The 13,336-nt window shown below is 62.6% G+C and carries 11 protein-coding genes; 5 read left to right on the top strand and 6 right to left on the bottom strand.

Annotation, left to right across the window (positions count from 1 at the left end; all coding sequences use genetic code 11):
* The 6 genes from acs to JQ863_RS13890 all read right to left on the bottom strand — a co-directional run.
* Positions 1–1,941, bottom strand: a 1,941-nt coding sequence (gene acs, locus JQ863_RS13915; protein ID WP_204114752.1) for an acetate--CoA ligase, incomplete at its 3' end; no start/stop codon positions are given.
* Between the two features lie 124 nt (positions 1,942–2,065).
* Positions 2,066–2,821, bottom strand: coding sequence for an ABC transporter ATP-binding protein (locus tag JQ863_RS13910; protein WP_204114751.1), 756 nt, complete (start codon positions 2,819–2,821; stop codon positions 2,066–2,068).
* Between the two features lie 12 nt (positions 2,822–2,833).
* The gene (locus JQ863_RS13905; protein ID WP_204114750.1) at positions 2,834–3,589 is read right to left on the bottom strand and encodes an ABC transporter ATP-binding protein; all 756 of its coding nucleotides are present in this window, start codon (positions 3,587–3,589) and stop codon (positions 2,834–2,836) included.
* A gap of 12 nt (positions 3,590–3,601) precedes the next feature.
* A complete protein-coding gene (locus JQ863_RS13900; RefSeq protein ID WP_204114749.1) occupies positions 3,602–4,804 on the bottom strand; it encodes a branched-chain amino acid ABC transporter permease in 1,203 nt (400 codons plus the stop codon).
* A 3-nt stretch (positions 4,805–4,807) separates the two neighbouring features.
* On the bottom strand, positions 4,808–5,830 hold the full coding sequence (locus JQ863_RS13895; protein WP_204114748.1) for a branched-chain amino acid ABC transporter permease: 1,023 nt from the start codon (positions 5,828–5,830) through the stop codon (positions 4,808–4,810).
* A 103-nt stretch (positions 5,831–5,933) separates the two neighbouring features.
* On the bottom strand, positions 5,934–7,286 hold the full coding sequence (locus JQ863_RS13890; protein ID WP_204114747.1) for a substrate-binding protein: 1,353 nt from the start codon (positions 7,284–7,286) through the stop codon (positions 5,934–5,936).
* A 219-nt stretch (positions 7,287–7,505) separates the two neighbouring features.
* Between JQ863_RS13890 and JQ863_RS13885 the strand changes: the two genes are divergently transcribed.
* The 5 genes from JQ863_RS13885 to JQ863_RS13865 all read left to right on the top strand — a co-directional run bounded on the left by JQ863_RS13885 (position 7,506) and on the right by JQ863_RS13865 (position 13,329).
* The gene (locus JQ863_RS13885; protein ID WP_204114746.1) at positions 7,506–8,804 is read left to right on the top strand and encodes a helix-turn-helix domain-containing protein; all 1,299 of its coding nucleotides are present in this window, start codon (positions 7,506–7,508) and stop codon (positions 8,802–8,804) included.
* Between the two features lie 98 nt (positions 8,805–8,902).
* Positions 8,903–9,271 (top strand): response regulator transcription factor, encoded by a 369-nt coding sequence (locus tag JQ863_RS13880; RefSeq protein WP_204114745.1) that lies wholly within the window; start codon positions 8,903–8,905, stop codon positions 9,269–9,271.
* On the top strand, positions 9,271–9,534 hold the full coding sequence (locus JQ863_RS13875; RefSeq protein WP_204114744.1) for a hypothetical protein: 264 nt from the start codon (positions 9,271–9,273) through the stop codon (positions 9,532–9,534). Before JQ863_RS13880 ends, JQ863_RS13875 begins: the two co-directional genes overlap by 1 nt.
* On the top strand, positions 9,534–12,224 hold the full coding sequence (locus JQ863_RS13870) for an ATP-binding protein (protein ID WP_204114743.1): 2,691 nt from the start codon (positions 9,534–9,536) through the stop codon (positions 12,222–12,224). The genes JQ863_RS13875 and JQ863_RS13870 overlap by 1 nt, the downstream gene beginning before the upstream one ends.
* A gap of 67 nt (positions 12,225–12,291) precedes the next feature.
* A complete protein-coding gene (locus JQ863_RS13865) occupies positions 12,292–13,329 on the top strand; it encodes a flagellar motor switch protein FliM (protein WP_204114742.1) in 1,038 nt (345 codons plus the stop codon).
* The last annotated feature ends 7 nt before the right edge of the window (positions 13,330–13,336 follow it).

Raw genomic sequence — 13,336 nt, 5'->3', positions numbered from 1 at the left:
GTTCATCCTGTTCTCGATGAGGTCATCGACGACGGCGGGTTCTGCGAGGGTTGAGGTATCGCCAAGGGCGCCATAGTCGTTTTCGGCGATCTTGCGCAGGATGCGGCGCATGATCTTGCCCGAGCGGGTTTTCGGCAGGCCCGGCGCCCATTGGATCAGGTCGGGGGATGCGATGGGGCCGATCTCGGTGCGGACCCAGCTGCGCAACTCCTTGCGCAGCTCCTCGGTCGGTTCGACCCCGTTCATCAGCGTGACATAGCAATAGATGCCCTGTCCCTTGATGTCATGCGGATAGCCCACGACCGCGGCCTCGGCCACTTTCGCATGCGCCACCAGCGCCGATTCCACCTCGGCCGTGCCCATCCGGTGACCCGAGACGTTGATCACGTCATCGACCCGGCCGGTGATCCAGTAGTCACCGTCCTCGTCCCGGCGGCAGCCGTCGCCGGCAAAGTAATAGCCCTTGTAGTCCGAGAAATAGGTCTTCTCGAACCGCTCATGGTCGCCCCAGACGGTGCGCATCTGGCCGGGCCAGCTATCGGCGATGCACAACACGCCCTCGACCCCGTTGCCGGTGATCTCGACCCCCGATTGCGGGTCCAGCACCACGGGTTTCACCCCGAAGAACGGCTTCATCGCCGCGCCGGGTTTGGTCGCATGCGCACCCGGGAGCGGCGTCATCATGTGGCCGCCGGTCTCAGTCTGCCACCAGGTGTCGACGATCGGGCATTTGCCCTTGCCGACGACGTCATTGTACCAGTTCCAGGCCTCGGGGTTGATCGGTTCGCCGACCGTGCCGAGGATTCGCAGCGAGCTTAGGTCGCATTTGGTTACGAAATCGTTGCCCTGTCCCATCAGCGCACGAATGGCGGTCGGCGCGGTGTAGAACTGGTTCACTTTATGCTTCTCGCAGACCTGCCAGAAGCGGCTGGCATCCGGGTAGGTCGGCACGCCCTCGAACATCACCGTGGTGGCGCCATTGGCGAGCGGGCCATAGACGATATAGCTGTGCCCGGTGACCCAGCCGACATCCGCGGTACACCAGAAAATGTCGCCGTCCTTGTAGTCGAACGTGTACTGATGCGTCATCGCGGCATAGACCAGATAACCACCCGAACAATGCACCACACCCTTGGGCTGCCCCGTCGAACCCGAGGTGTAGAGGATGAACAGCGGGTCTTCGGCACCCATCGGGCGGGGCGGACAATCCGGCGCGGCGGTGTCCATCAGCGCCTTGACGTCCACGTCCCGGCCATCGACCCATGTGGTCTGATCGCCGGTATGCTTGACCACAAGGCAGCGCACCTTTTCGGAACAGTGCAACAGCGCCTGATCGGCATTGGTCTTGAGCGCCGTCTTGCGGCCCCCGCGCGGGGCGGTGTCCGCCGTTATCACCACTTTCGCGTCACAGCCGTTGATCCGCGCCGCCAGCGCGTCAGGCGAAAAGCCCGCAAAGACAATGGAGTGGATCGCGCCGATGCGCGCACAGGCCAGCATCGCATAGGCCGCTTCGGGGATCATTGGCAGGTAGATGATGACCCGATCCCCGCGCATGACGCCCTGCGACAGAAGCACATTGGCCATGCGGCAGGTTTTTTCGTGCAATTCGCGATAGGTGATGTGCTGAGCAGGGGCGTCCGGGTCATCTGGTTCCCAGATGATGGCGGTCTGGTCACCGCGTGTGGCCAGATGACGGTCGATGCAATTGGCCGAGACATTCAAAACACCATCCTCGAACCACTTGATGTCGATATTGCCTGGTTCGAAACTGGTGTTCTTGACCTTTGTGAAGGGCTCTATCCAGTCAATGCGCTGCGCTTCCTTGGCCCAGAACCCCTCGGGGTCGGTCATCGAAGCGGCATACAAGTTTTCATAGGTCGCCGCGTCCGCATAGGCATTGGCCACCATGTCGGCCGAAGGCGGATAGGTCTTGTCAGCCATGTCTCATCTCCCTTTGGTCCCGGTTGCGATCCGGGCGTCTTTTCAGTGCAAACGCGCCAGAGGCCGGATGACCTGTGGCGCGTCCTGGATTTTGGTCCGGTGGCAGGGCGGGGCCCCGACCAGGTCAGATGGCCAGATATTCGGCGCGCAGCTCGGCGTTTTCAAGCACTTCTGCGGCACTGCCGTCAAAAACGATCCCGCCGGTATCGAGGATCACCGACCGGTCGGCCAGTTCCAGTGCGCGCACCGCGTTCTGTTCGACCAGAATCGTGGTGATGCCCTGTTCCTTGATGATGCGCAGCGTCTTTTCGATCTCATCGACGATCACCGGGGCGAGACCCTCATAGGGTTCGTCCAGCAGCAGCACCTTGATGTCCCGCGCCAATGCCCGGGCAATGGCCAGCATCTGCTGTTCCCCACCCGATAGCGTCACGCCTTCCTGCTTGCGGCGTTCGCCGAGACGCGGGAACAGTTCGTAAAGACGTTCCAGCGACCAGCCAATCGGCGGCGCGATCTGGGCCAGTTGCAGGTTTTCTTCGACCGTCAGGCCGGGAATGATGCAGCGATCCTCGGGCACTAGCCCGATTCCGGCGGCGGCGGCCTCGTGGCTTTTCATCAGGTGCAGGGGCTGGTGATCCAGCCAGATTTCGCCATGGGTGACCTGAGGATTGTCCATCCGCGCGATCGACCGCAGGGTCGAGGTCTTGCCCGCCCCGTTGCGGCCCAGAAGCGCCAGGATCTCACCCTCGTGCACGTTGAACGAGATGTTCTGCACGATGTAGCTTTCGCCGTAATAGCTTTCCATGTTCCAGACGGACAGGAAGGCGGGGGCGGTTTCGGCCAGGTTATGGCCCTTGGAGAAGTCCGGTTTTACATTCATCTGAAGTTCTCCTTACGCTGTCTCGCCAAGATACGCTTCGCGCACTTTCGGATGGCCCTTGATGTTTTGCGGCGTGTCCTCGACCAGCGGGGTGCCCTGCGCCAGCACGGTGATCCGCTCGGCGAGCGAGAAGACGACGTGCATGTCGTGTTCGATGATGGCGATGGTGATGTCGCGCTGGTCCTTGATCTCTTTCAGAAGATCAATGGTGTTGTTGGTATCGGCGCGCGCCATGCCTGCCGTCGGTTCGTCGAGCAGCAGCAGGCGCGGTTCCTGTGCCAGGCACATGCCGATTTCCAGCCGCCGCTTGTCACCGCGCGACATCGAGGCGGCATGCATGTGGCGCTTGTCGGCCATGTTCATGTCGACTAGCATCGCCTCGGCCGCTTCCACGATGTCCTTTTCCTTCATCATGTCGCCGATGGCGTTCATCTGGAAGTGACCGTCGCGCTTGGCGAAGACCGGGATCATCATGTTTTCCATCACCGTGAGATCGCCAAAGATCTCAGGGGTCTGGAACACGCGAGAGATGCCCATCTGGTTGATTTCGTAAGGTTTCCGTCCCAGCACCGACTGGCCGTCGAACATGACGGAGCCGGTGTCGGGGATCAGCTTGCCCACGAAACAGTTGAGCAGGGTGGATTTGCCAGCCCCGTTGGGGCCGATGATGGCGTGGACGGTGTTTTCGGCCACGCTGAGGTTGACGTCGCTCAGCGCTTTCAGTCCGCCGAACCGCTTGCTGACGTCCTTGACTTCAAGAATTCCCATCTTTCCGTCTCCTTACTCTGCGGGTTCGATTTTGGCTTTGTCGGTCTCTTCCGACTTGCCACGAGACTTGATCCATTTGCCAAGGCGTTGACCACCTTCGACAAGACCACCGGGCAGGAAGATCACGACCAGCATGAACAGGATACCCAGGGTGAGGTGCCAGCCCTTGCCGACGAAGGGGTGGATGATGAAGACGACGAAGTCCTCCATCCCGTCAGGCAGGAACGCAAACCACTGGTGCAGGACCGCATCGTTGATCTTCGAGAAGATGTTCTCGAAATACTTGATGAAGCCCGCGCCCAGGACCGGGCCGATCAGGGTGCCGGTGCCGCCGAGGATGGTCATCAGCACGACCTCACCCGACGCGGTCCATTGCATCCGTTCCGCACCGGCCAGCGGGTCCATCGCCGCCATCAGGCCACCGGCAAGGCCGGCATAGGCGCCCGAGATCACGAAGGCCGCCAGCGCATAGGGGCGCGGGGAAAGGCCGGTATAGTTCAGGCGGGTCTGGTTCGACTTGATCGCGCGCAGCATCATGCCAAAGGGCGAACGGAAGATGCGGATCGACAGGTAGAAGACAACCATCATCACCACGGCGCAGAGATAGTAGCCCGCGTTGAAGCTGAAGCTCCAGGCGCCGATGTCCAGATCATAGGTCGCGCGCATCGACAGGCCAAAGAGGTGCGGCAGGTCGGGCAGTCCGGCGCGGTGGAACATCTGCGGATCGTCGGCATAGACCTGAAGCCCGGTTTCACCGTTGGTCAGGTTGAACTTGGGGTTCGACAAGACCGAATAGGCCAGCGCGAACATCATCTGGGCAAAGGCCAGCGTCAGGATCGAGAAGTAGATACCCGAGCGCCGCAGCGACACATAGCCCATGGCCAGCGCAAAGATCGACGCGATGATGACCGCAAGGATGACCGCCGGGACGACGTTATAGGTGAACAGCTTGAACACCCAGACCGCCGCGTAAGAGCCGATCCCGAGGAAAGCGGCGTGACCGAAGGACAGGTATCCGGTCAGGCCAAACAGGATGTTGAAGCCGATGGCGAAGATGCCGAACACCACGAAACGCTGCATCAGGTCCGGGTAGCCGGCGTTGAACTGCGCCAGGGCGCTGTCGGCGGGGAAGGGGTTCAGGATGAACGGTGCAAACAGGGTCAGCACCGCCACCACGATCAGGAGTGTGGAGTCTTTTTTGTTCAGTCCAAGCATGTCTTATTCCTCCATCACACCTTTGCGGCCCATCAGTCCGCGCGGGCGGGTGAGAAGCACGATGATTGCGACAAGGTAGATGATGATCTGGTTGATGCCGGGGATCGTGGTCGTCGCCCAGGTGGTCGAGGCGAAGCTTTCAAGGATACCCAGCAGGAAGCCGGCCAGCACCGCACCGGGCAGAGAACCCATGCCGCCGACGACCACCACGACGAAGGACAGGACAAGGAAGTCCATCCCCATGTGATAGTTTGGCGGGTTGATCGGCGCATACATCACCCCCGCAAGACCGGCCACACAGGCGGCGATCGCGAACATGATGGTGAAGCGGCGGTCGATGTTGATACCCAGCAGTCCGACGGTCTCGCGGTCGGCCATACCAGCGCGCACGACCATGCCGAAGGTGGTGAATTGCAGGAAGGCAAACACGGCGAAGATGATCAGCGCGGCAAAGCAGAAATAGACGATCCGCCAGATCGGGTAGGGCAGGTCCAGCCCGAACCACGCGCCCAGGTTGGCAACGCCCAGCAGGGCATCCGGCGGCGGGGTCTGGATCGGGTTGGCGCCGAAGTAATATTTGACGATTTCCTGAAGCACGATGGCCAGGCCGAAGGTCACAAGGATCTGGTCGGCATGCTCACGCTTGTAGAAATGCTTGATCAGCCCGCGTTCCATGAGAAGGCCCAGCGCGATCATGACCGGGATGGCCAGCAGGATGGACAGCGGCACCGCCCAGTCGATGATCGAGGCTCCGATCTCGGGGCCGAACCAGGCTTCGACATAGGGGGTCTCGACCTTCAGGGGGTTGCCGAGGAAGTCCTTCTTCGTCTCGTCGATGGTCACGAAGCTGAGTTGCAACACCTTTGACAGTGTCACCGCGCAGAAGGCGCCCAGCATGAAGATTGCGCCATGCGCAAAGTTCACCACGCCCAGCGTACCGAAAATAAGTGTAAGACCCAGCGCGATCAGCGCATAGGCCGAGCCCTTGTCGAGCCCGTTCAGAATCTGAAGGAGGATCGAGTCCATGTTTCCCACCTGTCACGTTTGGATTGCGATCTCGCGGACTGGTTCCGCGGATGTCGCGATGCCGACCGCGCGTTGGCGCGGTCGGCGGGATGGCGTCCTTTGATCAGGCGCCGGGGTTGCACTCACCCAACGAGGCGTCGTCGCCACCGAACATCGGGTGGTTCGGCTCGTACGAGACCTGAGCGGCCGGGGTGACTTCGACGATTTCCAGCGTGTCGTACTGGTTGGTCGGGTTCTCGGCACCGCGCACAACCAGAACGTCCTTGAAGCACTGGTGATCTTCTGCACGATAGAGCGTCGGGCCGTTGCCCAGACCGTCGAACTCGAAGCCTTCCAGCGCTTCGACGACACCGCAGGGGTTGAAGGTGCCTGCACGCTCGACCGCGTCGGCATAAAGCAGAACCTGTGCATAGCAGGTCTGTGCCGAGTTGGACGGCGGCTTGCCGTACTTCTCGCCGAACGACTTGACGAATGCCGCCGAACCTTCGTTCTGCAGCTGCCAGTTGTAGTTCATCGAACCGAGAACGCCCTTGATGTTCTCGCCCGCACCGGCGGCCATCAGTTCCGAATAAAGCGGAACAATGATCTTGAAGTCCTTGCCGTTCACCTGCTTGTCCAGCAGACCGAACTGAACCGCGTTGGTCAGCGAGTTGATCATGTTGCCGCCGTAGTGGTTCAGAACCAGCGTGTCGGCACCCGAGTTCAGGATCGGCGCGATGTAGGACGAGAAGTCGGTCGATGCCAGCGGGGTCATCACGTTGGTGACGGTATCCCAGCCCATCGCCTCGGTCGCGGCCTGGATCGACTCCTGCTGGGTCCAGCCCCAGGTGTAGTCGGCGGTCAGGTGATAGGCGCGACGATCGGTGCCCATTTCCTTCGCCAGCACCGGTGCCAGCGCAGCGGCGGACATGTAGGCGTTGAAGAAGTGGCGGAAGCCGTTTTTCTTGCGGTCCTTGCCGGTGGTGTCGTTCGAGTGGGTCAGGCCGGCCATGAAGATGACGCCAGCTTCCTGGCAGAGGCCCTGCACGGCAACAGCCACGCCCGAGGACGAGCCGCCGTTGATCATCACGGCGCCGTCTTTTTCGATCATCGACTTGGCCGATGCGCGCGCGGCGTCCGATTTGGTCTGGGTGTCGCCGGTCACGAATTCGACCTTCTTGCCCAGGATGCCGTTCCCCTTCAGCGCCTTCGAGGTGAAGGTGTTGAGGCAGCCGCCATCGCCCATGCCGTTCAGATGCTCGACCGCAAGCTGTTGCGCCAGCAGTTCGTCGTTACCCTCATCCGCGTAAGGACCGGTCTGGGGCACGTTGAAGCCCAGGGTCACGGTGCCGCCGGTGGGTTCGTTGGTGAACGCCGCAGCCGACTGCGCGGTAAAGATGGTGGGCAAGGCAAGGCCTGCGCCAGCCACGGTGCCGGTTTTCAGCACCCCGCGACGAGTGAAATTCGATTTGGACATGTAATCCTCCCGTTTCGTGAAACGCGTTTGCGGGCTCCTCTTCCCGCAAGCGCACGCACTTTTGTGCAAAAGCATTATCGGGCAGGGTCAGAAAACTTCGCAACAACTGCCTTTTGCGAAACAATTTTTTTGTAAAGCAATCGACAGCGTGTAAAAGGGTGTTGTAAATTACTTGTTCTCGCACCGCAGAAAGCCCTTGAAAAGGCCAAGGAAAACCAGATGGCACGCGACACATTGACAGGCAGCCGTATCCGCGAACGCAGGATCATGGCTGGCATCCGCCAATCCGATCTTGCCCGTGATGTCGGGATCTCGGCCTCATATCTCAATCTGATCGAACACAACCGCCGCAGAATCGGCGGCAAACTGCTTGTCGACATCGCGCAGGTGCTTGAGGTTGAGCCGTCTCTGCTGAGCGAAGGCGCTGAGGCCGCGCTGATCGCGACCCTGCGCGAGGCTGCCGCCGACGCGATGGCCGCCGCGCCGGAACTGGACCGGATTGACGAGTTCGCGGGCAGATTTCCCGGCTGGGCGCAGATGATCGCCGACACCCACCGGCGGCTTGGCACGCTGGAACGCACCGTGGCGACGCTGACCGACCGGCTGGCGCACGATCCGCATCTGGCGACCTCGATGCATGAGGTGCTGTCGATGGTCACCGCGATCCGCTCGACCGCCGGCATCCTTGCTGACACCAAGGAAATCGAACCCGAGTGGCGCAACCGCTTTCACCGCAACCTGAACGAGGATAGCCAGCGCCTTGCCGAAAGCTCGCAACAGCTGGTCAGCTATCTCGACGGGGCCGGGGATGCTGGGGCCAGCCTGACCCTGCCGCAGGAAGAGGTCGAGGCGATGCTGTCGGTGCGCGACTATGACCTGCCGTTTCTCGAAGCGGCCGATTTCGACGCCGACGCGTTTGTCCGCGACTGCGCCGAGCTGACATCGGATTCATCGCGCACCATGGCGGCCCAGACCCTGCGGCGGCTGCACGGTGATGTTCAGGCCATGCCCGGCGACCGCCTGCACGAGACACTTGCCGAGGTCGGCGACGACCCCCTGGCGATCGCGCGGGCCTTCCGGGTTGGACTGGCGGCGGTGTTCCGGCGGCTGGCAGTCACGCCCGAGTCGGCGCTGCCGCGTCCCGTGGGGCTGGTGATGTGCGATGCGTCCGGCACGCTCTTGATGCGGCGTCCGCTGGAAGGGTTCCCGGTGCCGCGTTTCAGCGCCGCCTGTCCGAAATGGCCGCTGTTCCAGTCGCTGACCCGGCCCGCGCGACCGATCCGGCAGCGGGTCGAGGTCACGGGCCGCGATGCGCTGCAGTTTGACTGTTTTGCCATCTCCGAGCCAGTTGGCCGCATCGAATTCAACGCCGATCCGCTCTATCACGCGTTCATGCTGGTCATGCCCGCGTCGAAGCGGTCCGCGAATGCGCGCGAGGTCGGTTCGACCTGCCGGGTCTGCCCCAGCCGCACCTGCGAAGGCCGGCGCGAGCCATCGATTCTGGTTGACGGGATATGACCTGCGGCCTGATTTGACTTGGCTTTCTGGCTTGGGTGGATAAGATCGCGAAACGCGAATGTCTCAGTCTGGCATTTGCATGGGGAGGAATAGGCTGCATGACGAAACGTGTGCTTCTGATCGAGGATGAACCGAACATCATCGAAGCCATCAGTTTCATCCTGTCGCGCGACGGCTGGGAGGTTGCGACGCATTCGAATGGCCATGATGCCATGGATGCGGTCCGTCGCCGGTCGCCCGACCTTGTGATCCTTGACGTCATGTTGCCGGGCAAAAGCGGGTTCGAAATCCTGCGCGAATTGCGTGACGATCCCGAAACCGACGGGCTGCCGGTGCTGATGCTCACGGCGCGCGGCCAGAACAAGGACCGCGAAATGGCTGAGAAAGCCGGTGCCAGCCGCTTCATGACCAAGCCGTTCTCGAATTCTGATGTGATCGAGGCGGTGCGCGACCTGGTCGCGGGCTGATGGCGCGGCAGAAGGCGATATTCGTCGAAAGGCGCAGCTATCGCCGCCGCCGCATGATTGACGGGCTGCGCCTGTTGCCGTTCGTGGGGCTGTTTCTGTGGTTTGTGCCGTTGCTCTGGACCGACGCGGGGCCGGACGGGGTCAGCACCGCGGATGCCATCATCTTTATCTTCGGCATATGGGTTTCGCTTGTGGCGGCGACGGCCTTTCTGACGCGACGGGCCTTGGGCGAAGACGACAATCCCCCGACCGGTGACCTGTGATGGCCACGCTTAATGTCCTTGTCGCGGTCTGTCTGGCCTACGTGGCGTTCTTGTTCGCCGTGGCCTTTGCCGCCGAGCGTGCGGCCCTGCGCGGGCGCACGAATTGGTTGCGGTCCCCCATCGTCTATACCCTGTCCCTGTCGATCTACTGCACCGCATGGACCTTTTACGGTGCGGTCGGTTATGCCGCCCGGTCGGGGCTGGAATACCTGACAATCTATATCGGCCCCTCGCTGGTCATGTTCGGATGGTGGTGGATCCTGCGCAAGCTGGTCAGGATCGGGCGCAGCCAGCGCATCACCTCGATCGCCGACCTGATCTCGTCCCGCTATGGCAAGTCGAACCTTCTGGCGGTTGGGGTCACGCTTCTGGCGGTGATCGGCACCACGCCTTATATCGCGCTGCAGCTTCAGTCCGTGACCCTGTCTTTCGAGGTTTTCGCCGATGTGCAGTCGGGCGGGGAAGAGATCGCCGGGCAGGGGTCCAACGCCCTGTTGGTGGCGCTGGGGCTGACCCTGTTCACCATCATCTTCGGCACCCGCAACCTGGATGTGAACGAACGCCACCACGGGGTTGTCATGGCCATCGCGGTCGAGGCGGTGGTCAAGCTGTTTGCACTGCTGGCGGTTGGGGTCTTCGTTGTCTGGGGCATCGGGGGCGGGTTCGCCTCAACGCTTGAGCGGATCGACGCGTCGGAAATCGGCATGTGGCAAATGTCGGGTGACCGCTGGGCGTCGCTGATATTCCTGTCGGCCGCCGCCTTCCTCTGCCTGCCACGCATGTTCCAGGTCATGGTGGTCGAGAACGAGGACGAGGGCCACCTGCGCACCGCATCCTGGGCGTTCCCGGCCTACCTGATGGTAATGAGCCTGTTTGTCGTCCCGATTGCCGTCGTCGGGCTCGAGTTGCTGCCCACCGGGTCGAACCCCGACCTGTTCGTGCTGACCCTGCCGCTGGCGACGGGGAATGAAGGGCTGGCGATGCTGTCCTTCCTCGGCGGATTTTCGTCCGCGACCTCGATGGTGATCGTGGCGGCGCTGGCGCTGGCAACGATGGTGTCGAACCATATCGTGATGCCGATCTGGTTGTCGGCCAATGGCAGTGGCGTGCAGATGTCCGGCGACGTGCGCAACGTGGTCATCATGGCGCGGCGCGTGTCGATCGGGGCCGTGGTCGGGCTGGGCTATCTCTATTACCAGTTCTCGGGCGGTGGCACGGCGCTGGCGTCGATCGGCCTGATTTCCTTTGCTGGCGTGGCCCAGTTCCTGCCTGTCCTCTTGGGCGGCATCTTCTGGCGCGGCGCAACCCGCCCCGGCGCCTTTACCGGGCTGACGGTCGGATTTCTGGTCTGGGCCTATTCGCTGCTGCTTCCCAGTTTCGGCACCGGGGCGATGCTGTCCGAGCAGATCATGACGGCAGGCCCGTTCGGCATCGGTTGGCTGCGGCCGCAGGCGTTTTTTGGCATCGAGGGGCTGGACCCGCTGGTCCACGCCATTTTCTGGTCGATCTCGCTGAACACCTTTGCCTTTGTCGCGGTATCGCTGATCACCTTCCCGTCGCCGCTGGAGCGGTTGCAGGGCGCACAGTTCGTCAATGTCTTTGAACACAGCCAGGGGCCGCGCAGCTGGTCCGGCAGCGTCGGCCAGTCCGAGGACCTGATGATCATGGCCCAGCGCATCATCGGCGCACGAGAGGCACAGGCCCTGTTCGAACGCGAGGCCCAGCGTCAGGGCGTGTCCGGCTTCCTGCCCGAACCCAGCCCGGATTTCCTGCACGCGCTTGAGCGGGAACTCTCTGGTTCGGTTGGGGCGGCCACGGCCCATGCGATGATCGGTCAGATCGTCGGCGGCGCCAGCGTTTCGGTCGAGGACCTGATGGCGGTGGCGGATGAAACCGCGCAGATGATGGAATATTCCAGCCAGCTGGAAGCCAAGTCCGAAGAACAGGCGCGCACCGCACGGCAGTTGCGGCAGGCCAATGAAAAGCTGACCCAGATCTCGGTCCAGAAGGACAACTTCCTCAGTCAGGTCAGCCACGAATTGCGCACGCCGATGACCTCGATCCGGGCGTTTTCGGAAATCCTGCGCGACAGCGACAAGCTGAGCGAGGCCGAGAAGGTCAAATATTCCTCGATCATCCATGACGAGGCCGTGCGCCTGACGCGGCTTCTGGATGACCTTCTGGACCTCAGCGTGCTGGAAAACGGGCAGGTCAACCTGAATGTGCAGAAAGGCATGTTGTCGGACCTGCTGGATCATGCGGTTGCCACCGCGCTGACCGGCAGCGGCATCGACAGCCTGAAGGTCACGCGCCGTCGCGCATCCGAGGCGGTGGCGCTTCACACCGATTTGGAACGTCTGAGCCAGGTCTTCATCAACCTGATCGCCAATGCGCAGAAATACTGCGATGCCGATCAGCCGGAATTGACCATCGAGGTGGGCCGGACCGATGAGACGCTGGTGATCGACTTCATCGACAACGGCGCGGGGATCACCAAGGAAGAACAGGCGGTGATCTTTGAAAAATTCAGCCGCGTCGGGGCGCAAAAGGCCAAGGGCGCGGGGCTTGGCCTGGCGATCTGCCGCGAGGTGATGGCGCGTCTCGACGGGTCGGTCCAGTATTTGCCGGGGCAGGGTGGCGCGGCCTTCCGGGTGACGCTGCCTGACCGGGTGGCGCTGGCGGCGGAGTGACCCCGTCAATAATTTGATAACCACCAGGACCTAGTCTGGCCGCAATTGAGTCAGACAGGTTTTTGCAATGTCCGTCCTGAGAAAACGGCTGGAGGTGGTCGGCAGCGGCGCGGCCCCCCGTGGCATGACCCTGGACCGGGCCTTGCGGCTGGCGGCGGGACGGGCGTTTCGCGCAGATGGCGGGCCGGGGGTACAGGTTGCCGGGGTGACAAGCCGGGCCTGCGATGCCGAGTCCCTTGCCGACGTCTGCCCAGGCACCGCGCTTCTGGCGGTCCTTGACGGGGCCGGTGGTCAGGTGGGCGCGGTTGCGATGTCAGCGCCGCTGGTTCATGCGCTGGTGGGCTTCCAACTGCTTGGCACGATCCCGAAGGCAACCGCAGACGGGCGCAGGGTCACACGGGTCGAGGCGGCGCTGGTCGCGCCCCTTATCGACGGAATTCTGTCCCGGCTGGTCACGGCATGGGACGATGACGATGCGGCCCGCCCCGGCTGGCTTCTGGATTATCGCTTTGGTGCGATGGTGCGCGATCCGCGCGCCTTGGCCCTTGCGTTGGCTCCCGGTGGAGGACAGCTGTTCCGCCTGTCCTGTGTGCTGGGTGAGGGTGAGGCGGAGGGCGAGGTGCTTTTCTTCCTGCCGGACTTGCCGCGCGCCGAAGACAGGCAGAGGGACGAGGATACCAGGTTCCCGGATGCGGTGCGCGCGGCCCCCCTGGTCATGACCGCGATCCTGGCGCGGGTGTCGCTGACGCTGGACGCGGCGCAGGATCTGGCCGTCGGACAAGTGCTTGAGTTGCCACCGGACGCAGCTGCAACCGCTCGCCTTGCCCCGCGCGGAGGCGGATCGGGACTGCGTGTAAAACTGGGCAAAATCAGCGGCATGCGGGCCGTGCGCCTGTTGCAGGATGTTGGGACAGACGGCGACGCAGAGGCGTCTGGGCAGCAACCGTTTGATGGCCCGCCCGGGGCCGACCGCGCCACCGTCGCACCAGCCCCGGCAAGCTTTACCGGAGCGCCGGTCGGCGGGGACGCGGGCAATGACACCCAGGCGGATCTGCTGACCGTCAGCCCACAGCCACCGACGTCGGCATTTGCATCATCCCAATAAGAAAAGC

Source organism: Shimia biformata, assembly GCF_016888515.1.
Lineage (GTDB): Bacteria > Pseudomonadota > Alphaproteobacteria > Rhodobacterales > Rhodobacteraceae > Shimia_A > Shimia_A biformata.
Note: the sequence above shows the minus strand (reverse complement) of the source record. Positions and strands in the feature narration are given on the sequence as shown.